This is a genomic window from Streptomyces rectiviolaceus, from assembly GCF_039533825.1.
Lineage (GTDB): Bacteria > Actinomycetota > Actinomycetes > Streptomycetales > Streptomycetaceae > Streptomyces > Streptomyces rectiviolaceus.
The window spans coordinates 8,291-31,746 of the sequence record NZ_BAAAUG010000026.1; the positions used below are offsets into that span (position 1 = coordinate 8,291).

At 70.5% G+C, this 23,456-nt stretch carries 23 protein-coding genes; 6 read left to right on the forward strand and 17 right to left on the reverse strand.

Going from position 1 to position 23,456, the window contains the following annotated elements:
- Positions 1–732 precede the first annotated feature (732 nt).
- The 3 genes from ABD378_RS09070 to ABD378_RS09080 all read left to right on the forward strand — a co-directional run bounded on the left by ABD378_RS09070 (position 733) and on the right by ABD378_RS09080 (position 3,994).
- Complete coding sequence (locus ABD378_RS09070) at positions 733–2,010, forward strand: sensor histidine kinase (RefSeq protein ID WP_344520057.1); 1,278 nt, start codon at positions 733–735, stop codon at positions 2,008–2,010.
- Positions 2,007–2,675 carry a response regulator gene (locus tag ABD378_RS09075; RefSeq protein WP_344520028.1) on the forward strand — a complete coding sequence of 223 codons (669 nt, stop codon included), beginning with the start codon at positions 2,007–2,009 and terminating at the stop codon, positions 2,673–2,675. Before ABD378_RS09070 ends, ABD378_RS09075 begins: the two co-directional genes overlap by 4 nt.
- Positions 2,676–2,776: 101 nt before the next feature.
- Entirely contained in the window at positions 2,777–3,994 is a 1,218-nt protein-coding gene (locus ABD378_RS09080; protein WP_344520029.1) for a cytochrome P450, read from the forward strand.
- A gap of 23 nt (positions 3,995–4,017) precedes the next feature.
- Here ABD378_RS09080 and ABD378_RS09085 read toward each other — a convergent pair whose 3' ends face one another.
- The 11 genes from ABD378_RS09085 to ABD378_RS09135 form a co-directional block, all read right to left on the reverse strand.
- Complete coding sequence (locus ABD378_RS09085; RefSeq protein ID WP_344520030.1) at positions 4,018–4,896, reverse strand: alpha/beta hydrolase family protein; 879 nt, start codon at positions 4,894–4,896, stop codon at positions 4,018–4,020.
- A gap of 176 nt (positions 4,897–5,072) precedes the next feature.
- Positions 5,073–6,284, reverse strand: coding sequence for a kynureninase (gene kynU / locus ABD378_RS09090; protein WP_344520031.1), 1,212 nt, complete (start codon positions 6,282–6,284; stop codon positions 5,073–5,075).
- Complete coding sequence (locus ABD378_RS09095) at positions 6,277–7,098, reverse strand: tryptophan 2,3-dioxygenase family protein (RefSeq protein ID WP_344520032.1); 822 nt, start codon at positions 7,096–7,098, stop codon at positions 6,277–6,279. The genes kynU and ABD378_RS09095 overlap by 8 nt, the downstream gene beginning before the upstream one ends.
- A 158-nt stretch (positions 7,099–7,256) precedes the next feature.
- Positions 7,257–7,670 carry a DUF3151 domain-containing protein gene (locus ABD378_RS09100; RefSeq protein ID WP_344520033.1) on the reverse strand — a complete coding sequence of 138 codons (414 nt, stop codon included), beginning with the start codon at positions 7,668–7,670 and terminating at the stop codon, positions 7,257–7,259.
- A 90-nt stretch (positions 7,671–7,760) separates the two neighbouring features.
- The gene (fbaA, locus tag ABD378_RS09105; RefSeq protein WP_344520034.1) at positions 7,761–8,792 is read right to left on the reverse strand and encodes a class II fructose-bisphosphate aldolase; all 1,032 of its coding nucleotides are present in this window, start codon (positions 8,790–8,792) and stop codon (positions 7,761–7,763) included.
- Positions 8,793–8,924: 132 nt separating this feature from the next.
- A complete protein-coding gene (pyrE, locus tag ABD378_RS09110) occupies positions 8,925–9,476 on the reverse strand; it encodes an orotate phosphoribosyltransferase (RefSeq protein WP_344520035.1) in 552 nt (183 codons plus the stop codon).
- Positions 9,477–9,506: 30 nt separating this feature from the next.
- Positions 9,507–10,298: an aldose epimerase family protein gene (locus ABD378_RS09115; RefSeq protein WP_344520036.1), complete on the reverse strand. Its 792-nt coding sequence runs from the start codon at positions 10,296–10,298 to the stop codon at positions 9,507–9,509.
- Between the two features lie 187 nt (positions 10,299–10,485).
- Positions 10,486–11,256, reverse strand: coding sequence for an SRPBCC domain-containing protein (locus ABD378_RS09120; RefSeq protein WP_344520037.1), 771 nt, complete (start codon positions 11,254–11,256; stop codon positions 10,486–10,488).
- Positions 11,257–11,302: 46 nt separating this feature from the next.
- On the reverse strand, positions 11,303–12,871 hold the full coding sequence (locus tag ABD378_RS09125) for a polyamine aminopropyltransferase (RefSeq protein ID WP_344520038.1): 1,569 nt from the start codon (positions 12,869–12,871) through the stop codon (positions 11,303–11,305).
- 143 nt (positions 12,872–13,014) lie between these two features.
- The gene (locus tag ABD378_RS09130) at positions 13,015–13,533 is read right to left on the reverse strand and encodes a DUF2617 family protein (RefSeq protein ID WP_344520039.1); all 519 of its coding nucleotides are present in this window, start codon (positions 13,531–13,533) and stop codon (positions 13,015–13,017) included.
- A gap of 313 nt (positions 13,534–13,846) precedes the next feature.
- Positions 13,847–14,101: a hypothetical protein gene (locus tag ABD378_RS09135; RefSeq protein WP_344520040.1), complete on the reverse strand. Its 255-nt coding sequence runs from the start codon at positions 14,099–14,101 to the stop codon at positions 13,847–13,849.
- 145 nt (positions 14,102–14,246) lie between these two features.
- Here ABD378_RS09135 and ABD378_RS09140 point away from each other — a divergent pair, with 145 nt between their 5' ends.
- The gene (locus ABD378_RS09140; RefSeq protein ID WP_386544426.1) at positions 14,247–15,455 is read left to right on the forward strand and encodes a pyridoxal phosphate-dependent aminotransferase; all 1,209 of its coding nucleotides are present in this window, start codon (positions 14,247–14,249) and stop codon (positions 15,453–15,455) included.
- Positions 15,456–15,524: 69 nt separating this feature from the next.
- Here the strand turns inward: ABD378_RS09140 and ABD378_RS09145 are convergent, their stop codons facing one another.
- Positions 15,525–16,064, reverse strand: coding sequence for a YbjN domain-containing protein (locus tag ABD378_RS09145; protein ID WP_344520042.1), 540 nt, complete (start codon positions 16,062–16,064; stop codon positions 15,525–15,527).
- Positions 16,065–16,147: 83 nt separating this feature from the next.
- Positions 16,148–18,745 (reverse strand): ATP-dependent chaperone ClpB, encoded by a 2,598-nt coding sequence (gene clpB, locus ABD378_RS09150; RefSeq protein ID WP_344520043.1) that lies wholly within the window; start codon positions 18,743–18,745, stop codon positions 16,148–16,150.
- 146 nt (positions 18,746–18,891) lie between these two features.
- Between clpB and ABD378_RS09155 the strand changes: the two genes are divergently transcribed.
- The gene (locus ABD378_RS09155) at positions 18,892–19,326 is read left to right on the forward strand and encodes a pyridoxamine 5'-phosphate oxidase family protein (RefSeq protein WP_344520044.1); all 435 of its coding nucleotides are present in this window, start codon (positions 18,892–18,894) and stop codon (positions 19,324–19,326) included.
- Between the two features lie 111 nt (positions 19,327–19,437).
- On the opposite strand, the gene ABD378_RS09160 is transcribed toward ABD378_RS09155, so the two are convergent.
- Entirely contained in the window at positions 19,438–19,815 is a 378-nt protein-coding gene (locus ABD378_RS09160) for a hypothetical protein (protein WP_344520045.1), read from the reverse strand.
- Positions 19,816–20,119: 304 nt separating this feature from the next.
- On the opposite strand from ABD378_RS09160, the gene ABD378_RS09165 reads away from it, so the two are divergent.
- Positions 20,120–21,109 (forward strand): helix-turn-helix transcriptional regulator, encoded by a 990-nt coding sequence (locus tag ABD378_RS09165; RefSeq protein WP_344520046.1) that lies wholly within the window; start codon positions 20,120–20,122, stop codon positions 21,107–21,109.
- Between the two features lie 33 nt (positions 21,110–21,142).
- Here the strand turns inward: ABD378_RS09165 and ABD378_RS09170 are convergent, their stop codons facing one another.
- The 3 genes from ABD378_RS09170 to dnaJ form a co-directional block, all read right to left on the reverse strand.
- Positions 21,143–21,679: a hypothetical protein gene (locus ABD378_RS09170; protein WP_344520047.1), complete on the reverse strand. Its 537-nt coding sequence runs from the start codon at positions 21,677–21,679 to the stop codon at positions 21,143–21,145.
- 84 nt (positions 21,680–21,763) lie between these two features.
- The gene (locus ABD378_RS09175; RefSeq protein ID WP_344520048.1) at positions 21,764–22,213 is read right to left on the reverse strand and encodes a heat shock protein transcriptional repressor HspR; all 450 of its coding nucleotides are present in this window, start codon (positions 22,211–22,213) and stop codon (positions 21,764–21,766) included.
- Position 22,214: 1 nt separating this feature from the next.
- Entirely contained in the window at positions 22,215–23,426 is a 1,212-nt protein-coding gene (dnaJ, locus tag ABD378_RS09180) for a molecular chaperone DnaJ (RefSeq protein ID WP_344520049.1), read from the reverse strand.
- Between the last annotated feature and the right edge of the window lie 30 nt (positions 23,427–23,456).

Here is a 23,456-nt window from a genome sequence, read left to right on the forward strand (position 1 = left end):
AGCAGCGCGGGTGGAGGGCTGCGACACAAGGGGGTGAGCGGATGAGGTGGGCGGGAGGACGCGTACAGCAGCGCGGGTGGGGGGGCTGCGACACAAGGGGGTGAGCGGATGAGGTGGGCGGGAGGACGCGTACAGCACTGCGGGTGGGGGCTGCGACACGGCGTGTGCGGGCGGGGTGGGTCGGTGGGAGGGCGGCCCCATCGACCCGCAGTCGGCGACGCTCGCGAGGGGACGGGCCGGTATGTCCGCCCGGAGCACGGTTCGCGGCGCTCCGGAGCCGAAGCAGCCCCGCGGCCACCGGACGATAGCGAGGACGGACATACCGGCGCGGCACCGCACCCACAGGCGGACCGCGCCGCCGCACGCACGCGCCTGCAGCCGACAGCACACCCGAGGGGACGTGGCGGTATGTCCGCCCGGAGCACGGTTCGCGGCGCTCCGGGGCCGAAGTAGCCCTGCGGTCACCGGACGATAGCGAGGACGGACATACCGGCGCGGCACCGCACCCACAGACGAACCCGCACCGCACCCCGGCCAACAAACCGCCCGCCGCCCCGCCCCCAAGACGGACCAGCCCCGCAGCCGTCCGGTCACCCCGTGTAGTACCTGCGACGGACCCCGCAGAACCCGTCCCTGAGGGGACGACCCCCCCGACCCCTCACACGTACCTTCGTAAGCGTGACTGACGCGACCAAGACCGCCCCCGGCAGCAACCGCAGCCCGGAGTTCCGTATGGCCATGGATGCTCTCGGGGGGCTCCGGCAGGACCTCTTCCGGGATGCCTTCGCCTACCGACCGCTGCCCACGATGCGTACGGACGGCCCGCTGACCCGGCGGCTTCCCGCCCGCATACGCCAGTACGCCGGCTGGACCCCGCACGCCGCGGTCATGACCGCCACCTTCTTCACCCTCGCCCTCGCGTACACGGTGGACTCCGGCAGCGGCCTCGAATTCATGATCACCGGCCTCGTCCCGGCCGCCGCCGTCCTCATGACCCTGCTCAGGCCGGTCGGCGCCTGGTGGATCTCGATCGTGAGCACGCCCTTCACCGGCGTACTCGGCGGCCATTGGGACGGCTGGCCGTGGACCCCGGCCGCGTTCCTCGCGCACCTCACCGTCATGACGGTGATCGCCCTGCGGACCCGCCCCCGCACCGCCGCGTGGATGTGGTTCGGCACCGCGCTGTACGGCGTCGGCGCCGAGGTCTTCCTCGGCGCGGGCTACTACGGCACGGACACCCCGCAGATGCTCTTCTTCTCCGCGCTCGCCCTCCTCGCCGCCTCCCTCGTGCACATCCGCCGCGAGGCACAGCGCGAGGTCACCGTCCAGCGGACGGTCACCGCCATCGAGCGCGACAAGCGGACACTGCTCGAAGAGCGGACCACCATCGCGCGCGAGCTGCACGACGTGGTCGCGCACCACATGTCGGTGGTCGCCATCCAGGCGGAGGCCGCGCCCTACCGCGTGGAGAACCCGCCGCCCGAGCTGGAGCAGGCGTTCGTCACGATCCGCGAGAACGCCGTGGCCGCGCTGACGGAGCTGCGCCGCGTCCTCGGTGTCGTACGCGCCGAGGACTACGAGGCACCGGACGCCCCGCAGCCCACGCTCGCCGACCTCGACCGGCTCATCGCGAACGTGAGCGAGACCGGACTCGACGTCGAGAAGGTGATCACCGGCGCGGTCCGCGAACTCCCGCAGGGCGTCGAGCTCTCCGCGTACCGCATCGTCCAGGAGGCGCTGAGCAACACCCTGCGCCACGCACCCGGCGCCACGGCCCGCGTCGAGGTCGGCTACGTCCTCGGCGGCCTGGGCCTGCGCATCGTCAACGGGCCCGCGACCGGCCTGGTCAAGCCCTCCCCCGGAGCGGGCCACGGCATCACCGGCATGCGCGAGCGTGTCACGATGCTGGACGGCGAGATGACGACCGAGGAGACCGCCGACGGCGGCTACGAAGTCACCGTCTTCCTGCCGGTCGCGTCCGCCTCGGAACCCACCGGAGGCCAGGAATGACGATCCGCGTACTGATCGCCGACGACCAGATGATGGTCCGCGAAGGCTTCTCCGTCCTGCTGAACGCGATGCCGGACATCGAGGTCGTCGGAGAGGCGGTCAACGGCCGCGAGGCGGTCGACCGCGTCCGCGAGCTCACCCCGGACGTCGTCCTGATGGACATCCGCATGCCCGTCCTGAACGGCATCGAGGCGACCCGCGAGATCGTCGCGGCCGACGTCACGTCGAAGGTCCTCGTCCTCACCACGTTCGACCTCGACGAGTACGTCTACCAGGCGCTGCGCGCGGGCGCGTCCGGCTTCCTCCTGAAGGACGCGTCGGCACGCCAACTCGCGGACGGCGTCAAGGTGGTGGCGGCGGGCGAGGCCCTGCTCGCCCCGTCCGTGACGCGACGCCTCATCACGGAGTTCTCGAAACTGGGCGAGACGCCTCGCCTCTCGGCGACGGTCCAGGCACAGCAGTACGGCGAGCTCACCGAGCGCGAGACGGAGGTCCTGGTGCTCATCGCGCAGGGGCTCTCCAACTCGGAGATCGCCTCGCGCCTCGTCGTCGCCGAGTCCACGATCAAGACCCACGTGAGCCGCATCCTGGTGAAACTGGGGCTGCGGGACCGCACGCAGGCGGCGGTGTTCGCGTACGAGGCAAGGCTGGTCACGCCGGGCTGACCCCGACCACCGGCTTCGACTGTCGACGCCGGACCCCGTCCGACGAGCACGAGCGGTGCGGGCCCCTTTCCGACCCGGCCGACAGCGCATAGCGTCCCTGCATGGACAGCCCCACCGCTCCCTTCGCCCCCTGGTCACCGGAGTTCGTCGCCGACCCCTACCCGGCCTACGCACAACTGCGGGCAGCCGGCCGTGTGCACTACTTCGAGCCGACCGACCAGTGGCTGATCCCGCACCACGCCGACGTATCGGCGCTGCTCAGGGACCGGCGGCTCGGGCGGACCTATCTGCACCGCTTCACCCACGAGGAGTTCGGGAGGCAGGCGCCGCCGCCCGAGCACGAGCCGTTCCACGTCCTGAACGACAACGGCATGCTCGACCTGGAGGCGCCGACCCACACCCGCATCCGGCGCCTGGTGTCGAAGGCCTTCACGCCCCGCACGGTCGAGCAACTCAGGCCGTACGTCGAGGAGTTGGCCGACCGGCTCGTGCGGGAGCTGGTGGCCGACGGGGGCGGTGACCTCGCCGCACGCGTCGCCGAGCCGCTGCCCGTGGCGGTGATCGCCCAGATGCTGGGCATCCCCGAGAGCGACCGGGACCAGCTGCGGCCCTGGTCGGCCGACATCTGCGGAATGTACGAGCTGAACCCGTCCGAGGAGACCGCGGGGCGGGCCGTCCGGGCCTCGCTCGCATTCTCGGCGTATCTGCGCGAACTCATCGCCGCGCGACGCGAGAAGCCCGGTGACGATCTCATCTCCGGGCTCATCGCCGCGTACGAGGAAGGTGAGTCCCTCAGCGAGCAGGAGATGATCTCCACGTGCGTGCTCCTGCTCAACGCGGGGCACGAGGCTACGGTCAACGCAACCGTCAACGGCTGGTACGCGCTCTTCCGCAATCCGGCACAACTGGCGGCCCTGCGCGCGGATCCCGGGGGTCTGGTCCCCACCGCCGTGGAGGAGTTGATGCGGTACGACACTCCGCTGCAGCTCTTCGAGCGGTGGGTCCTGGACGACATCGAGGTCGACGGCACCGTGATCCCGCGCGGCAGCGAGGTCGCTCTCCTCTTCGGCTCCGCGAACCACGACCCGGCGGTGTTCACCGCCCCCGCCGAACTGGACCTCGCCCGAGCCGAGAACCCGCACATCTCCTTCAGCGCGGGCATCCACTACTGCATCGGCGCACCCCTGGCCCGCATCGAACTCGCCGCGTCCCTGCGTGCGTTGCTCCGCCGCGCGCCCGGCCTGACGCTGGCCGCCGAGCCTGAGCGGAAGCCGAACTTCGTGATCCGGGGGCTACGGGAGCTCCTTGTGGAGGTCTGAGTCCGGGTCCCGTAGCCACACGCTCAGAACGCCAGCTGCGCGATCTCCTCCGCCACCACCGCACAGGCGTCGGCCGCCGGGTCGATCAGCGGGAAGTGCCCGACGTCCTCGAGGAGTGTGACCCCGACGACCTCGCCCGCCTTGGCCGCCGCGTCGGCGTACGCCTCGGCGACCGCCTGCGGCACGACGATGTCGGTACGCCCCTGGACGACGGTCGTGGCGATGCCCGTCGGCAGCAGGGCCGCGGGGTCGGCGTGCGCGAGCCGCTCGTCGAACTTCCCTTCTCCGCCGAGGAGTTGAAGGGCGGCGTCCGAGCAGACACCCAGCTCCTGCGCGACGCGGAAGTCGGCGATGGGCGCGAGGGCGACGACGCCCCGGAAGGGGGCGGGCCGGTCGGTGCGCCAGGGGGAGCCGGTGGGCAGCACGTGCCGGGCGGCGGCCCAGAGGGCGAGCTGACCGCCGGCGGAGTGGCCGGTGACGACGGTGCGGCGGATGTCGGCCGACGGCAGGAGCTCGGCCACCAGAGCGGGGAGCGCGTCGAAAGCGGCGGCGACGTCGTCGAAGGTCTCGGGCCAGCGCCCCGCGGCGGGGCCGCCCCCCTGGGCGGGGATCGAACTTCCCCTGCGGTACTCGACGTTGGCCACCGCGAAGCCCCGTCTGGCCAGGAAGTCCGCGAAGGGAGTGAGGTGCTGCCGGTCGTACGGGGCGCGCCAGGCGCCGCCGTGCAGGACGACGACGAGGGGCGCGGGGGTCTCCGTAGTGATCCGGGGCTGGTAGAAGTCGACCACCTGGTCAGGGTGTTCGCCGTACGCGGCGGTGGCGTCGGGCGTCACCGCGGGGTGTGAGAAGGCGGCGTCGGCCTCGGCGGCATCGCGGGCCACGGCGTCGGCGTCGTCCGGCATGCGACAACCTCTCTGCGGGGTGCGTGGGACTGCTGGTCTGTTGATCTTCCCCTACCCCACCCCTTCCCGACACCGGCTCCGCCGCCAGTGGCGACCGTTGATCACCGGCTTCGCCGAGTTCGTCCTCAATCGCCGGACGGGCTGAATCTTCAGCCCGTCCGGCGAACGGCGGGATGTTACCCCGCAGGCTCACCCAACGTCCGCGCGAGCACCCCCGCCGCCCGCTCCACATCGGCGAAGCCGACGTACAGCGGCGTGAAGCCGAACCTCAGCACGTCCGGCGCCCGGAAGTCCCCGACGACGCCCTGCTCGACCAGGCGCCGCATGACGTCACCCGCGTCCTCGGACCGCAGCGCGACCTGGCTGCCGCGCTGCCCGTGCGCGGCCGGGGTGAGCACATCGACCCGGCCCTCGGGGACGTAGGCCGTCACGCAGTCGACGAAGAAGTCCGTCAGCGCGAGGGACTTGGCCCTCACCGCCTCGATGGACACCCCGTCCCAGACGTCGAGCGCCGCGTCGAGCGCCAGCATCGACAGGATGTCGGGCGTACCGACCCGGCCCCGCACGGCGCCCTGCGCCGCCTCGAACTCCGGCCGCATCCCGAAGGGCTCGGCGTGCGAGTTCCAGCCGGGCAGCGGGGAGTCGAAGCGCGCCTGCAGATCCGCCCGTACGTAGATGTAGGCAGGTGAGCCGGGCCCCCCGTTCAGGTACTTGTAGGTGCACCCGACCGCGAGGTCCACGCCGTGCGCGTCGAGCCCGACGGGCAGCGCACCGGCGGTGTGGCACAGGTCCCACACCACGAGCGCGCCCGCGTCGTGCACGGCCGCCGTCAGGCCGGGCAGGTCGTGCAGCCGCCCCGTGCGGTAGTCGGCGTGGTTGAGCAGGACGACCGCCGTGCGCGGGCCGAGGACACCGGGCACCTCCGCCGGCGTGACCGGCACCAGAGTGCACCCCGTCATCCGCGCCGCGGACTGGGCGATGTACCCGTCCGTGGGGAAGGTCGTCGCGTCAACGACGATCTCGTCGCGCCCCTCGCCCGAGTCACGGACCATGCGTACCGCGGCGACCAGCGCCTTGAAGACGTTCACGCTCGTGGAGTCGCCGACGACGATCTGGCCCGGGGCCGCGCCCACGAGGGGGGCTATGCGGTCACCGATGCGCTCGGGCGCGGTCCACCAGCCGCTCTCGTCCCAGGAGCGGATGCGCAGCTTTCCCCACTGCCGGGAGATGACGTCCGCGACCCGCTCCTGGACGACGGCGGGCAGCGCGCCCAGCGAGTTGCCGTCCAGGTAGACGGTGTCGTCCAGGACGAACTCCCCTCTCTTTCCCCGGAGTTCATCCTCGGCGTCCTTCTTTGCCGCTTGCGCCTGGAGATCCGAGTCAGACATGGCTCCTCGCAGTCCACAGCTCGGGGAAGACGTTCTTCGTCGCGCGCTTCTCCAGCCAGGCCACGCCGGCCGAGCCGCCCGTGCCCGTCTTGGAGCCCATCGCGCGCCGGGTCGCCACCAGGTGGTCGTTGCGCCAGCGCCACACCAGCTCGGCGACGTCCGTCAACACCTCGCCCAGGCGGGCGAGTTCGTCGTGCTCGTCGCCGGAGTAGAGGTCGGTCCACACCTTCTCGACCTCGGGCGACGGCTCGTACTTCTGCGTCAGGTCACGCTGCAGCACGGCGGCCGGTACGGCGTGGCCGCGGCGGGCGAGCAGGGCGAGGACCTCGTCGTACAGGCTCGGCTCCTGGAGCGCCTTCTCCAGCTCCGCGTGGACGCGCGGCGCGCCCCGGTGCGGCACCAGCATGGACGCGGACTTGTCGCCGAGCAGGAACTCCATGCGGCGGTACATCGCGGACTGGAATCCGGATCCCTCGCCGAGCGCGGAACGGTAGGAGTTGAACTGCCCGGGGGTCAGCTGGGCGAGCGGGCGCCAGGAGGCGTTCAGCGCCTCCAGCTCGCGCAGGCTGCGCTTGAGCGCGGCCACGGCGGTGGGGATGTCGTCGCGGCGCAGAGCGTGCGACGCGGTCTCCCACTCGTGCACGATGACCGTGAACCACAGCTCCATCACCTGGGTGGTGACCAGGAAGACCATCTCTCCGGGGTCGTCCGAGCGCAGGTGCTGGAGGTGCGTGAGGACGTCCGCCTGGACGTAGTCCTCGTAAGGGGTGGTTCCTGCGAAGTCGAGGTTCGGGGTGTCCGCCTCTTGGGACATCGCGATCTCCTTGATACGTACTCCGGGTAGCGGTCCGCCCCTGCCGTTACCGACACGGGGGCCCCGGTCCCCACCGGCATCCTCCGCAACATCCCACGAAACGGCAAGACCTGCCTGGTCACAGCGGCGTCCAGGCAGGTCACGTACGTATCCGGGGGCTAACCCAGGGTGGCCGCCGCCGTCTGGGAGGAGTCCCGCAGGAAGCCCGAGCAGCGCTCGTACTCCTCCTGCTCACCGATCGACTGCGCGGCGCGGGCGAGCCCGTGCAGGGCGCGCAGGAAGCCGCGGTTCGGCTCGTGCTCCCACGGCACCGGGCCGTGGCCCTTCCAGCCGGCCCGGCGCAGCGAGTCGAGGCCGCGGTGGTAGCCGGTGCGGGCGTACGCGTACGACTCGACGACGCTGCCGCGCTCGAACGCCTCGTCGGCGAGCTGCGCCCAGGCGAGCGAGGATGTGGGGTACTTCGCGGCGACGTCGGCGGGTGCCGCGCCGTTCGCGAGGAGCTCGCGCGGCTCCGGGTCGTCGGGCAGGTGGGTCGGGGGCGGTCCCCCGAGCAGATCCTTGTGAATGGCCATGGGTTCCAGTCTGCGCCATCGCGCAGCGCGAAGGGCCCGGTACCCCGTCCTGGAACGGGATACCGGGCCCTTGAGCCGGACCAGCGGTCCTTACTTCAGCTTCGTGCCCGAGGAGCGCAGGTTGCCGCACGCCTCCGTGACGCGCTTGGCCATGCCCGCCTCGGCGGCCTTGCCCCAGGTGCGGGGGTCGTACGTCTTCTTCGAGCCGACCTCGCCGTCGACCTTCAGGACGCCGTCGTAGTTCTTGAACATGTGGTCCGCGACGGGACGCGTGAAGGCGTACTGCGTGTCCGTGTCGAGGTTCATCTTCACGACGCCGTTCTCGAGCGCGGTCGCGATCTCCTCGGCCGTGGAGCCGGAGCCGCCGTGGAAGACGAAGTCGAACGGCTGCGAGCCCGCCGTCTTGCCGTACTTGGCGCTGACGCCCTCCTGGAGGTCCTTGAGGAGCTCGGGGCGCAGGACGACGTTGCCCGGCTTGTAGACGCCGTGGACGTTGCCGAAGGAGGCGGCGAGCAGGTAACGGCCCTTCTCGCCGAGGCCGAGCGCCTCGGCCGTACGCAGCGCGTCGTCGACGGTCGTGTAGAGCTCGTCGTTGATCTCGTGCGTGACGCCGTCCTCCTCGCCACCGGTCGGGGTGATCTCGACCTCAAGGATGATCTTCGCGGCGGCGGCCTTCGCGAGCAGCTCCTGGCCGATGGCCAGGTTGTCGGCGAGGGTCTCGGCGGAGCCGTCCCACATGTGCGACTGGAAGAGCGGGTTACGACCGGCCTTGACGCGCTCGGCGGAGACGTCGATCAGCGGACGGACGTACGTGTCCAGCTTGTCCTTGGGGCAGTGGTCGGTGTGAAGGGCGACGGTGATGTCGTACTTCGCGGCGACGATGTGCGCGAACTCGGCGAGGGCCACGGCGCCCGTCACCATGTCCTTGCTGTGCTGGCCGCCCAGGAACTCCGCACCACCGGTGGAGATCTGGATGATGCCGTCGCTCTCGGCCTCCGCGAAGCCGCGCAGTGCGGCGTGCAGCGTCTGCGAGGAGGTCACGTTGATGGCCGGGTAGGCGAACTTGCCTGCCTTCGCCCGGTCGAGCATCTCGGCGTAGACCTCGGGGGTTGCGATGGGCATGTGTCCGCTCCTTGTGATGTGCGGGTGTGTGCTTGGCCCTGACCTAAGGGGGCGACGTCATCGTCGCCCCCATCTTTCCAGACTTGCCGGACGGCTCCGCCCGCGGAGCCGAAGGTGTTCCGGATCGGCCCTCTAGTCCAGGCCGAGGTCGTCCTTGGAGTACGCGAAGAGGTACGGCACCCCGGCGCCCTCGGTGATCTTCTCGCCCGCCCCGGTGGCACGGTCCACGATGGTCGCGACGCCGACCACCTCGGCGCCTGCCTCGCGCACGGCCTCGACGGCGGTGAGCGGGGAGCCACCGGTGGTGGAGGTGTCCTCGACGACGAGAACGCGGCGCCCCTTGATGTCCGGGCCCTCGACGCGGCGCTGCATGCCGTGCGCCTTGGCGGCCTTGCGCACGACGAAGGCGTCGAGGCGCTTGCCCCGCGCGGCGGAGGCGTGCAGCATCGCGCCGGCGACGGGGTCGGCGCCCATGGTGAGGCCGCCCACGGCGTCGAAGTCGAGGTCGGCGGTGAGGTCGAGAAGCACCTGGCCGACCAGGGGGGCCGCCTCGCCGTCGAGGGTGATGCGGCGCAGGTCGATGTAGTAATCGGCTTCCATCCCCGAGGAGAGGGTCACCTTGCCGTGCACCACGGCCTTGTCCTTGATCTGCTGCAGCAGCGCGCCACGTACGTCGTCAGTCATGCCTGTCAGCTTAAAGCCGCGTCAAGGAGCTCAGAGCCGCGTCCAGGTCCAGGTCGTCGACGTCTCCAGGGGGTCGATGGGGGTGACGAGGCGGGGCAGGGTGTTGAGCCCGTCCGGCGGGCCGGTCTGCGGCTCGACGCACACGGCGGCTTCCTGCTCGTCGTAGACGACGGCCCACTGCTCGCGGCTCTTCACCGTGAGCTCGATCTGCTCCGGCCAGGTGAGGGTGACGTCGACGCCGTCGGGCATGCCGAAGCAGTCGTCCCAGGGGCCGGGGGTGGGGGCGATGCGGTTGCCGGTGGGGAGGTGGTCGTCGCCGCGCTCCTCCTGCCAGGAGGGGGTGAAGTCGACGCGTACGCCGTCGCCCCCGAGGCTGCGGTTGAACCACGGGTGCCAGCCCGCCTGGGCGGGGAAGGAGTCTCCGTACGTCTCGATGCCGAGGGTGAGGGTGAGGGAGTCCTCGGTGAGGTCGATGATCTGCGTGACGCGGCCTTCGTAGGGCCACGGGTCGGTGAGGTCGTACGTGAAGGCGGCCTCCGTCTTCCCCGCGCGGGCGGTGCGCCATGCCGCGTCCCTGGCGAAGCCGTGGATGGCGTGGGGCGGGGAGTTGAGGGGCATCTGGTGGAGGGTGCCGCCGTTGCGGAATTTCCCCTCGCGGATGCGGCCGGCCCAGGGGGCCATGGGGAAGCAGCCGTAGCGGTGCCCTTGCCTCAGCAGTTCGATCCCGCCGACCTTGAGGCTCCCGACCCGGCAGCCGTTCCCCGCCTGCACGGTAACTTCCGCGTCACCCGCGGTCAGTGTCACGTCTTCTTCGCTACTCACGGGGTCGACCCTACGGGCAGGGACATTTCCCCAACCCCGCCCCTTCCCGAAAACCGTGCCTGCGCCCCGGGCCTACCTGGGGCTCCGCCCCAGACCCCGCTCCTCAAACGCCGGAGGGGCTGATTCTCAGCCCGTCCGGCGTTTGAGGACGAACTCGGCGGAGCCGGTGATGACGGTGCGCAAGGCTTCAGCGCCTGCGCCGTAGCGCTCGGCCCACCACGATCGCCGAGGCCAGCACCACCGCCGCCGCGGGCGCAGCCCACCGCAGCTTGGCGGAGGTCGACATCGCCTCCGCCGCAGGCGCGGGCGCGTACCGCCCCCGGGGCGGCGCGTGGTCGACCTCCTCCGCGCTGCGCCCGATCATCGTCCGCCGAGCATGCGCCGCCTCCGCGGGCGGCACCAGGATGTCCTCGACGTCTACGTCGACGTCCTCGTCGAACGACGACGGCGGCACCTCCGTCTCGAAGACGGAGGCCTCCTCGACGGTCTCGACCTCAGGCACCACAGGCTCAGGCGCGGGCTCCTCGGCCCCCCGCCCCAACCCCTCCGCAAACCGCTCAAGCAGCCGCCGCACCGCGCCCTCCACAGCCTGTGGAGAACTTTCGGTGACGCGCCCCTCCCCCGCACCCGTGCCGGAGAAGACCAACCGGGTCCCGGTCCCGTCCTCGGAGGGGGCGAGCCGCACCGAGAGCGAGAGCTTCACGGAGCCGCCGCCCCGCACCTCCACGCCCTCGCCCTCGATCGCGAAGGAACCGTCGCCCCGCGCGGCGGCCCGCGCCGCGCCGCGGTACGTGATCGTGTGCCCGCCGACCCGCACCTTGAGACGGCCGGAGAGCGGGGACGCGGACTCGTCAGCGTCGCGCTGAAGTCCGGGCACCGCCCCAGCGACCTGCTCGGGGTCACTCAGCACCTGCTGAAGACGGTCGGCGGGAACCGGAACGAACACCTCATGCTCCATGGCAGCCGAGCCTACCCACGTGGCCGACACCATGTACGTCAGTTCGTCAGTTCGCGTACCGCGGGTGCACCAGTGTGGAGGGGGCAAGGCCCCGCATCCGCGTCCGTTCGGCGGACGCCACGCCCACCCGCAGCAGCGCCGCCGTCCGGGGCGGGCCGACGACCGGGCGGGATCTGGCGGCGAGCACGAAGCCCCAGTCGCGCGGCGCCGGCGCACCGTCCGCCGTCCGGTCGGGCCCCGCGGCGAACGCGGAGAGCCTGCCGCCCACGCGGTACGGCTCGGTCCGCAGCCCCGCCGCCCGCAGCGTCGCCTCCACCGTCCAGAAGACGCGGGGCCGCGCGGCGACAGGACCCGCGTGCACGGAGAGGCGTCCGCCCACGGCCAGGGCCCGGCACGCCAAACCGTAGAACTCCTGGGAGTAGAGCTTGGTGCTCGCGGTGATGCCGGGGTCGGGCAGATCGGAGATCACCACGTCGTACGTACGAGGGGGCGAGCGCAGCCAGCGGAACGCGTCGGAGTGCACCACCCGCACCCGGGGGTCGCGGTACACCTGCTCGTTCAGCTCGCTCAGCGCCGGGTCGCGGCGCGCCAACCTCACCACTCCCGGGTCGAGTTCGACGACGTCCACCCGTCGCACCCCCGGGTGCCGCAGCACCTCGCGCGCCGCGAGGCCGTCGCCGCCGCCGAGGATCAGCACGCGCGCGTGCGGGCCGTTCATCGCGGGGGCGACGAGCGCCCGGTGGTAGCGGTGCTCGTCACGGCCGCTGACGCGCAGGCGCCCGTCGAGGTAGAGGTCGAGCGAGGCGTGCCTGCCGCCGGTGAGGACCACTTCCTGGACGTCGGTCTGCACGGCGACCCGTACGTCCTTGCCGTAGACCGCCCGTCGCGCCGCGGCCTCGAAGTCGCCGACGAGCACGGCGGCCGAGGCGAGCAGGCCGAGGACGGTGACGTTCACGACGACCAGTGCCCAGCGGCCCCGCACGCTCAAGTCGTGCCGGAACAGGCCGAAGACGAGCGCCCCGCCCGCGAGCGCGTTGATCGCGCCGGTGATCAGCGCCCCGGTCAGCTGGCCGAGCAGGGGGAGCAGGAGGAAGGGAAAGGCGAGGCCGCCCACGAGCGCGCCCACATAGTCCGCGGCGAACAGGTCCGACACGGCGCCGCTGGGGTCCTGCCGTCTGATCCGCTGGATGAGCACCATGAGCAGCGGCACTTCGGCGCCGATGAGCAGGCCGATGGCGAGCGAGAAGGCGACGAGCAGGTACCGCGAACCGCTCGCCCAGACCTCGCCACGGTCGCCGGTCCAGGCGAACGCCGCGTACAACGCCATCGCACTGAGCCCGCCGACCAGCGCGAGCGCCGCCTCGACCAGGGCGAATCCGGCCGCGGCCCGGCACCGCAGGTGCTTGGCGAGCAGGGAGCCGATGCCCATGGCGAAGACCATCACCGAGAGGACCACCGACGCCTGCGTGACCGAGTCACCGATCAAGTACGAGGCGAGGGCGACCAGTTCGAGTTCGTACACCAGACCGCAGGCCGCGCAGATGAAGACGCCCGCCAGGACGAGGAACCGCCCCGTCCGGGGCGTCACGGGTAAATGCGTTGACGGCTCGATCATCCTCGGAACGCTACGTCACCGAACCCTCACGTCCAGTCACCCACAAGGGTGCAACTGGCCGTCAGAGGTGTATATGGGGCGCGGCAAGGGGCACTTGGTCACGCCCTGGTCGCCCCTTGGTCAGAGCGCCGCGCGCCCCGCGGTCAGAGCGCTGCCGGCATTCGCACGCCCACGCGGGTGCGCGTCGCCACGAGTTGACCGTCCTGCGGGTAGGCGTGCCAGGTGCGCCACTGCACCGCGCCCTCGTGCCGCTGCGCCAGCATCGCCGTGAACGCGTGCGGACTGCCGGGGAAGACCCCGGCGAGGCCGTGCGGATGCTCGGCCACCAGAGCGAGCAGTTCCTGCGCGCGGCCCGCGAACTGGCCGTGCGAGAGGGTCTCGACGCGCGCCGCGAATTCGTACTCCCACTCGCCAAGGCGCTTGGAGACGCCGAGCGGAAGTGGCGTACTGCTGCCGGGGATGCAGGCGACGGTCTCGGAGCAGGTGCCCTGCTCCTCTTCGAGAAGCACCTGGTGTGATGCCCCCAGGAGTCTCAACTCCATTCGCGCGTCGGCGAGTTCGAGTTCGAGTGTGGCGAGCGCGGGCAGCGGCTCGCGCCCCAAGGTCCAGGCGAGGTCCGCGGCGCACGTGTCGGTATAGACAGTCTTCAGGGTCGTGAGCATGGGTCGGCTCCGCTAACGCGCAATGGAGGTGGTGCCGGCGCACCCGGTCGGACACCGGGAGGTCGGAATGCCGGCTCGTGCCCACGCGAACGAAACGGTCCGTTTGTCCGAGTCGTCCGTACGAGGGCGGTGCTGACGGTTAAGAGGGAATCATGGACTGCTGCACTGCCACAGCGTTTTTACCCAACTTCGGAGGGTTTCCATCCCCCGGGGGGTGCACAGTTCAACTGTTCAATCCCTCAACGACAAAGTGCCCGGCAGGAGTTGCCTCCCACCGGGCACTTCAACAGATGGACGGACCAGCTGCCCCGTGTCAGCTGCCTCCGCCACCGCCACAACCGCCACCGCCGCCGCACGAGGAGCTGCCGCCGCAGGACGAACCGCCGCCACAGGAGCTGCCACCGTGGTGGCCGCCGCTGTCGCCGCCACCGGCCCACCAGCTGCCGCCGGCGGAACCTGACGCACCGGCCGCCCCGGAGTGCGAGCGCCCACCACGTCCACGGCCACCCTTGACCGCGAGTGCGACGACGAGCACGACCGCACCGACAAACACGAAGACCAAGCTCATGACCTTCACGCCCCTTTCCGTTCCCCCGAAGCAGGCCCCCCGTGGGTCCGCGTTCTTTTTCCTGTTGTTCTTGTTGTGAAAGGGGAATGCCCCCGCGCATGCCGCCCCAAAGCAGAGTTGAGGAACTCCAGAGGTTCGGCGCAGGATGGCGGCCATGACCTCCACATCCGGGAGCGGGCGCCCGCTGCTCAACCGCCGCCTCGCCGAGTTCGGTACGACGATTTTCGCCGAGATGTCCGCGCTTGCCGTGAAAACGGGCGCCATCAACCTCGGCCAGGGCTTCCCCGACACGGACGGTCCCGAGGAGATCCGCGAGGCCGCGGTCCGCGCCCTGCGCGACGGCCGCGGCAACCAGTACCCGCCGGGCCCCGGCATCCCCGAGCTCCGCACGGCCGTCGCCGAGCACCAGCGGCGCCGGTACGGCCTCTCGTACGACCCCGACCGCGAGGTCCTGGTCACGGCGGGTGCGACCGAGGCCATCGCGGCCTCCCTGCTCGCCCTGGTCGAGCCCGGCGACGAGGTGATCGCCCTGGAGCCGTACTACGACTCGTACGCGGCCTCGATCGCCCTCGCCGGTGGCAAGCGCGTCCCCGTGACGCTGCGCCCGGACGCGGCCGAGGGGCGCTTCCGGCTCGACCTGGACGAACTGCGCGACGCGATCACGCCTCACACGCGGCTGCTGCTGCTCAACACCCCGCACAACCCGACCGGCACGGTCCTGACCCGCGCGGAGCTCGCCGAGATCGCGAGGCTCGCGGTCGAGCGCGATCTCCTGGTGGTCACGGACGAGGTCTACGAACACCTCGTCTTCGACGACGGCGACGGCACGGTGCACATCCCCCTCGCCTCCTTCCCCGGCATGCGCGAGCGCACGGTGACGATCGGCTCGGCCGGCAAGACGTTCTCGTACACCGGCTGGAAGGTCGGCTGGATCACCTCCTCGCCGGAGCTGGTGACGGCGGTCCGGTCGGCGAAGCAGTTCCTCACGTACGTGTCCGCGGGCCCGTTCCAGTACGCGATCGCGGAGGCCCTGGCCCTGCCGGACTCCTACTTCACGGCCTTCGCCGAGGGCATGCGCGCCAAGCGGGACCTGCTGAGCGAGGGCCTGACGGCGGCGGGCTTCGACGTCTACCGCCCGGCGGGCACGTACTTCATCACCACCGACATCCGCCGTCTGGGAGAGTCCGACGGCTTCGCCTTCTGCCGGGCCCTGCCCGAGCGCGTCGGCGTGGTCGCCATCCCGAACGCGGTCTTCTACGACCACCGGGAGGCCGGGGCCCCCTTCGTGCGCTTCGCGTTCTGCAAGAAGGACGAGGTCCTGGCGGAAGCCGTCTCACGGCTGAAGTCGCTGTAGCCCCGGACATGGCGAGAGCCCGGCCGTTCTGGCCGGGCTCTCGCTCTGAACGTGGACCAGGCGCGTTGCCTAGGCCTCGTCGTCGGGCTTCTCTTCACCCTCGGTGCCGTCGACCTCGGCCTCAAGGCCGAGCTGCTCGACGAGCCACTTGTCGAACTCGATCGCGGCCCGCACCCAGCTGACCGTGGACGACACGAAGTGCTCGAGGGAGACGCCGGTGCCGATCAGCATCTGCGCCTCGCCGATGAGGCGGACGGTGCCGTCGTCGTGGGTGTGCGTGTAGACCTTCGGCCACAGGGTGCGGCGGTTCCAGTCGTCGATCGCCTCGAGGAGCTGGGACTTCTCTTCGATGCCGTGCGCGCGGTCGTAGAACGTCCGCACCGAGAAGACCTGCTGGTCACCCTCGCCACGGAACATGAAGTACGTGCGGAACTCCTCCCACGGCGCCGCGAGGTCACCCTCTTCGTCGACGACGTGCTTGAGCTCCATCTGGTCCAGGAGCTGCTTGACCAGGTCCTGGTCGGGGACAACGGGGCCCGCCGGTCCATCGCCCTGCTGCGGTTCGGGCTGTCCCCCGAAATTCGGAATCGAGGACGGGTCGATGCTCACGTGCTTAGTCCCTTCGTACGGATTCCGCCATCCTGCCCCATGTCGGGCGGGGGCCCGCAACCCCCGCCCCCGATGTGACCGGGTTACGCCGCGTTTGCTGTCGCCGGACCGACGATCAGGCCATCCTCGAAGCGGTCCACGCGCACCGTGTCCCCGTCCTTCACCTCGCCCGAGAGGATCTCCTTGGCGAGCCGGTCGCCGATGGACGTCTGGATGAGGCGCCGCAGCGGCCGTGCGCCGTACGCCGGGTCGTTGCCCTCGTCCGCCAGCCACGCCAGCGCCTCCGGGGAGACCTCCAGCGTGAGCCGCCGCTCGGCGAGCCTCTTCGCGAGGCGGTCGATCTGCAGCTCGGCGATGTGCGCGAGCTCGTCCTTGCTGAGCGCGGAGAAGACGACGAGGTCGTCGAGCCGGTTCAGGAACTCCGGCTTGAAAGAGGCCCGTACGACCTCAAGGACCTGCTGCTTCTTCTCCTCCTCGGAGGTCAGCGGCTCGACGAGGTACTGGCTGCCGAGGTTGGAGGTCAGGACGAGGATGGTGTTGCGGAAGTCCACCGTTCGGCCCTGCCCGTCGGTGAGCCGCCCGTCGTCGAGCACCTGGAGCAGCACGTCGAAGACTTCCGGGTGCGCCTTCTCGACCTCGTCGAGCAGGACGACGCTGTACGGGCGCCTGCGTACCGCCTCGGTGAGCTGGCCGCCCTCCTCGTAGCCGACGTACCCGGGAGGGGCGCCGACCAGCCTGGCCACGCTGTGCTTCTCGCCGTACTCGCTCATGTCGATGCGGACCATGGCGCGCTCGTCGTCGAAGAGGAAGTCCGCGAGGGCCTTCGCCAGCTCGGTCTTGCCGACGCCGGTCGGCCCGAGGAAGAGGAAGGACCCGGTGGGGCGGTCGGGGTCGGCGATCCCGGCCCGCGTGCGGCGCACGGCGTCCGACACCGCCTGCACGGCCTCGGTCTGCCCGATGAGCCGCTTGCCGAGCTCCTCCTCCATGCGCAGAAGCTTGTGCGTCTCGCCCTCCAGGAGGCGCCCGGCGGGGATGCCGGTCCAGGCACCGACCACATCGGCGATGTCGTCGGGACCGACCTCCTCCTTGACCATGGTGTCCTTGGAGACCTCCTCCTCGGCCTCGGAAGCGACCTCCAGGTCGTGTTCGAGGGCGGGGATCTCGCCGTAGAGCAGCTTGCTCGCGGTGTCGAAGTCCCCGTCGCGCTGGGCGCGTTCGGCCTGACCGCGCAGCTCGTCGAGCCTCTCCTTCAGCTCACCGACGCGGTTGAGGGACTGCTTCTCCTTCTCCCAGCGGGCGTTGAGCCCGCGCAGCTCCTCCTCCTTGTCGGCGAGGTCGCGCCGCAGCCTTTCGAGGCGCTCCTTGCTCGCGGGGTCGGTCTCCTTGCTGAGGGCGAGCTCCTCCATCTTCAACCGGTCGACGGCGCGCTGGAGTTCGTCGATCTCCAGGGGAGAGGAATCGATCTCCATCCGCAGCCGGGAGGCAGCTTCGTCGACGAGGTCGATGGCCTTGTCGGGCAGGAAGCGCGAGGTGATGTATCGGTCGGAGAGCGTGGCGGCCGCGACGAGCGCGCTGTCGGCGATCTGGACCTTGTGGTGGGCCTCGTACCGCCCCTTGAGCCCGCGGAGGATGGCGATGGAGTCCTCGACGCTCGGCTCGTCGACGAGCACCTGCTGGAAGCGGCGCTCCAGGGCGGGATCCTTCTCGATCCGCTCCCGGTACTCGTCGAGGGTGGTCGCACCGACCATGCGCAGCTCGCCGCGGGCGAGCATGGGCTTGAGCATGTTGCCCGCGTCCATGGCGGAGTCGCCCCCCGCTCCCGCCCCCACGACGGTGTGCAGCTCGTCGATGAAGGTGACGATCTGCCCGTCGCTCTCCTTGATCTCGGAGAGGACGGTCTTGAGCCGCTCCTCGAACTCACCGCGGTACTTCGCGCCCGCGACCATGGCCCCCAGGTCGAGGGAGACGAGCCGCTTGTTCTTCAGCGACTCGGGGACGTCACCCTTCACGATGCGCTGCGCGAGCCCTTCGACGACGGCGGTCTTGCCGACGCCGGGTTCGCCGATGAGGACGGGGTTGTTCTTGGTGCGCCGGGAAAGCACCTGCACCACGCGCCGGATCTCCTGATCCCGCCCGATGACGGGATCGAGCTTGCCCTCCCTCGCGGCGGCGGTGAAGTCGGTCCCGAACTTCTCCAGGGCCTTGTACTGACCCTCCGGGTCCTGTGTGGTCACCCGGCGTCCTCCCCTTGCCTTCTCGAACGCGTCGAGCAGTTTCTTGGCCGTGGCCCCGTGCTTGCTCAGGACCTCCGCGGCAGGGCCGCCCTTGGCGGCGATGCCGATCAGCAGATGCTCTGTGGAGAGGTAATCATCGCCCAGCTCCTTCGCGCGCTGCGAGGCGTCGGCGATGACCGCGAGCAGGTCGCGGTTGGGCTGCGGCGGCGCGACGGTGGATCCCGTGACGCTGGGCAGGCTGCTCAGCGCCCGCTCGGCGTCGGCGCGGACGGCGGCCTGGTCGGCCTCGACCGCGGCGAGCAGGTCGGTGATGTTCTCGTTGTCCTGCCCCTCGAGCAGCGCGAGAAGCAGATGCGTCGGGGTCAGGTCGGGGTGCCCGTCCTTCACGGCCAGGCTGCTGGCCGCGTTGATCGCGTCCCGGCTCCTGTTGGTCAGCTCGGCGTCCACGTGAGTCGTCTCCTCCTTGCGTTCGTACGGCCTGGCGGTTCGAGTGGCCCGGCCCACCTGACTTAAACAGCGTACATAAAGTTGAGTCTATTCCACTCAAGGGAGGCGAGGGCAGGATGCGCGGGAGTGGCGGTTAGGTTCGCTCCATGGCCATGGACCCGCACCACCCGACCCCCGCATACCTCAGCTTCTGGCGCGAGCGGCATCTGTGCACGCTGACGACGCTGCGCCCGGACGGCACCCCGCATGTCGTGCCGGTCGGCGTGACGTACGACCCGGAGGCGGGCGTGGCCCGCGTCCTCGCGAGCAAGTCGAGCGCGAAGGTGTCCCACGTCCTCGCGGCGACGGCCGTGGAGGGGCCAGGGGCACGCGTGGCGGTCTGCCAGGTCGACGGGCGGCGCTGGGCGACGCTGGAGGGGTACGCGTGCGTGCGTACGGAGGAGGCGGAGATCGCGGAGGGCGAGCGGCGCTACGAGGAGCGGTACCAGAGGGCTCCGAGGCCGAATCCGAACCGCGTGCTGATCGAGATCACGCTGACGCGGGCGATGGGCAGCAAGGCGGCGGCGGGCGTCAAGGCGTAGCACCCGGCGGATCTTTCGGCCCACACCACAGCGGCGCCACCGTGTTCAGGTCCACGGTGGCGCCGCTGCTGGGGGAAGCACCTGCGCGATGTACAACGACGGGGGATCGCGTCAGGCGCTGCGGGGGGTGGCTGTGATGGCTCTTGTAGTGCTCGCTGTGCTCGAACTCTGCTGTTCCTGCTGCTCGCCGGGCCGGCCGGGCTCACCGACCACCTGATGGTCCCGTCGGTCGAGATTGACGAAGACCATCCCGTACCGAATGGCACACCGCACGGGCTGGGGGGCGCCGCGCGGCTTGCGGAGGCACCGGTAGGCCCGGATCTCCTCCTCGTCGTCACGGGTGACGACCACCGGCTCACCGAGGAGCGTGACCATCAACGAGTCGCCTGCGTGGGGTATCGCGGTGGCGAGATCGATGAAGTGCCAACCGGAGCGGTAGGCGGTGGCCATTTCTCGGCGGAAGGTCCGATCGTCGGGCGGGGTGCTCATGCCTTCGCTCCCGCCGGACCGATGTTCCAGCCAAGGTCCGTGGACGGAGCTGAAACGGAACTCGTACTCGCTGGCTCGCTGTGCCACCCGAGATCCAGAGCCCCCATCGCACCCAAGGCCAGCCCTGCGGAGAAGGTGGTGACAAGCACCGAGCGAAGCATGCGCTTAAACATGGTCGGCTTCGTCCTCACTTGGTAGGTTCCTCTCCCCCGGCTCAACAAGACGATGTCTCAATCGAGCACGTCAAAGCCACAGGGTCGATGCATCATGTTCCTGCACGTTCAGGACCCTGGGGGGTGGAGATTTGCTTACAACAAGTGCGAAACCGACACATCCTCACCCCGCCGTCCCCCTTTGCGACGAGGGGTCGAGGCTGTACGCCAGCGCGCTCAGCAATGGACGCTTGGCGCGCGCGGAGGCCGAGAACGCTCCCTGCCTACTGGAATCCGCCCTGTTGCACCCGGATCCGGACGACGCGGACTGGCTGCGCCCGGTCTCTCCGTCCGCCGCACTCGCGCAGCGTCTCCACCCCATCGAGCAGGAAATCAGGGATCGCCGGCGACTCGCCGTTCAACTTGCCGATATTTTCGAGCCATTCATGGCCATCACGGCGCGTGAGGAACCGGCTACCCACGCGATCACCGTCCTGGAGGGCGAGGCCCGCATCAACGCGGCCATCGAGCGCGCCACGGCGGAGTGCCGTTTCGAGGTGCTCACCGTCCAGCCGGGAGGCGGTCGCAGCGAGAAGACGCTCAACGTGGCGCTGAAGCGCGGGCAGACCGTCCTCGACCGCGGCATCTCCATGCGCACCATCTATCAGCACACCATGCGGCACAGCCAGGGAACCCTCGCCTACGCGGCACGAATGTCCCAGGAGAACGTGGAGATACGGACCCTGGAGGAAGTGATCGACCGGATGATGATCTTCGATCGTGCCGTCGCGCTCATCCCCGCGCGTGCCGATCGCGACGTGGCCCTGGAGCTCCGCCACCCCGGCCTGGTCGACTATCTCGCCAAGGTCTTCGAGCAGCAATGGCGCTGGGCGACTCCGCTCCTCGACGAAGTGCCCTACCCTCCCTCGACCGATGGCATCACCGGCGTTCAACGCTCCATAGCCAAGCTGCTGGTGGAGGGCCACGTCGACGAGGCCATCGCGCGCCGCCTCGGCATGAACGTCCGCACCTGCCGAGCCCACATAGCCAAGATCGCGGCGGCCCTCGGCAGCGGCAGCCGGGCCCAACTCGGCTACCTCATCGCCCACTCGGAAATCCTCGACCAGACCCGACCGAGGTGAGTACTCGGTGACCGAGGTGAGTACGCGGTAAAGCTAGGCGGCGCCCTCGTCGCCGCCCCACTGCCGCAGCAGCGCCTCCCGCTCGGCCCCCCGAGGCGAGCCGCCCTCCCGGGCCCGGCCCCACTCCGCCATCGCCGCCAGCGTCGTGCGCAGGGTCGCCTCGCCCTCCGTCATGCGGGCCAGGAGCGTGAGGGACAGGTCGTACTCCGACTGGGAGTAGCCCGTGGCCGCTGCCACGTACGCCATCAGTTCCGTCGACTCCGGCTCCGACTCCGGCTCCGACTCCGCCCTCGCGATCCGCACCGTCATCGCCGGTGCGTCGTCCGAGCCGCCCAGGCCCACCGTCAGGGCCAGGTCCACCAGGACGCCCACCTGTCGCTTCAGCGACCTCACGGGGGCGTCCTCGACCGTCAGGGCGCGCACCTCGTCCCAGGGGTAGAACGCCGACTGCTTGTCGCCCAGGGCCACGATGCCCTCCGGGGTCAGTCGCACCCCCGCCGCGAGGCCCGACGGCTTCGCGCCCACGTACACATCGCCCTCGGCGATCCAGAACAGTCCCACCATGGCCATGGCGGCCCCCCAATTTTCCCCGGCGGAGCAGAAACGTCGGGGCCGGGAGGTTGCCCTCCCGGCCCCGACATGAGCGTACGAAATCTACTGCTCCGACGACCTCTTGGGACGCCACACCACCAGCGCGCTCGCCTGTTGCACGTCCTGGTAGGGGACGAGGTCACGGCGGTACGACGCGTGGACCGCCGCCTCGCGCTGCTGCATCGCCGCAGCCGCGCCCTCCACGGCGCTTGACAGCTCGACCACCCTCGCCTGCAGCGCCGCGACCTGGTTCTCCAGCTCGATGATGCGCTTGATGCCTGCGAGGTTGATGCCCTCTTCCTGCGACAACTGCTGCACCGTGCGCAGCAGTTCGATGTCGCGGGCCGAATAGCGCCGGCCACGGCCCGCCGTGCGGTCCGGTGAGACCAGGCCGAGGCGGTCGTACTGGCGCAGGGTCTGGGGGTGGAGTCCGCTCAGCTGGGCGGCCACCGAGATGACGTAGACCGGCGTCTCGTCGGTCAGTTGGTACGGATTTCGACGACGGCCGTCCATCTCATGCTCCCTTCGCGGCCTGGAACAGTTCTGCCCGCGGATCGTCGTCCGCAGTCGCCTTGCGGTAAGCCTCCAGGGCTTCCTTCGCCGTGTCGGAGAGGTCGGTCGGGACCGACACCTCCACCGTCACGAGCAGGTCGCCCCGCGAGCCGTCCTTGCGGACCGCGCCCTTGCCCCGCGCCCGCATCGTACGGCCGTTGGGGGTGCCCGGAGGCAGCTTCAGGGTGACCGGCGGGCCGCCCAGTGTGGGGACCTTCACCTCGCCGCCCAGGGCCGCCTCCGTGAACGTCACCGGCACCGTCACCGTCAGGTTGTCGCCCTTGCGGCCGAAGACCGGGTGGGTGTCGACGTGCACGACCACGTACAAGTCGCCCGCAGGACCGCCCCGTTCACCGGGGCCGCCCTTGCCGCGCAGGCGGATGCGCTGGCCGTCCGACACGCCCGCGGGAATGCGGACCTGCATCGTGCGCGACGACTTGGCCCGGCCCGAGCCCTTGCAGACCTCGCAGGGGTCCTGGGCGATGAGCCCACGGCCCTTGCAGTCCACGCACGGGTCCGTGAGGGAGAAACCGCCGCCGCCTCCCCGCGTGACCTGGCCCGTGCCGACGCAGGTCGGGCACACGCGCGGTGTGCCGTTCTTGTCGCCGGTGCCGGAACAGGCCTTGCAGGGAGCCTGGGAGGACATCCGCAGCGGGACCGTGGCCCCGTCCACCGCCTCCGTGAAGCTCAGCGTGACCTCGGACTCGATGTCCTGGCCCCGCCGGGGCTGCGTACGCGTGCCCGCGCCGCCCGCGCCCGTGCCGCCTCGGTTGAACAGGCCCCCGAAGACGTCACCCAGACCGCCCCCGAAGCCACCGCCGGCACCGGCGCCGCCCGCTCCACCGCCCGGGGCGCCGCCTCCGAAGAGGTCGCCCAGGTCGAAGTTGAACGAACCGCCGCCGCCCGCCGCTCCGGGACCGGCCCTGAAGCCGCCGTTGCCGAAGAGAGCACGCGCTTCGTCGTACTCCTTGCGCTTCTTGGGGTCCCCGAGGACGTCGTTCGCCTCGGAGATCTCCTTGAAGCGCTCTTCCGCCTTGACGTTGCCCTTGTTGGCGTCCGGGTGGTTCTCGCGGGCGAGCTTCCGGTACGCCTTCTTGATCTCGGCTTCGGTGGCGTCCTTGGGGACGCCGAGGACCTTGTAGTAGTCCTTCTCGATGAAGTCCTTGGTGCTCATCCCCGACGTCCCTCCTCTCGCTTCACAACA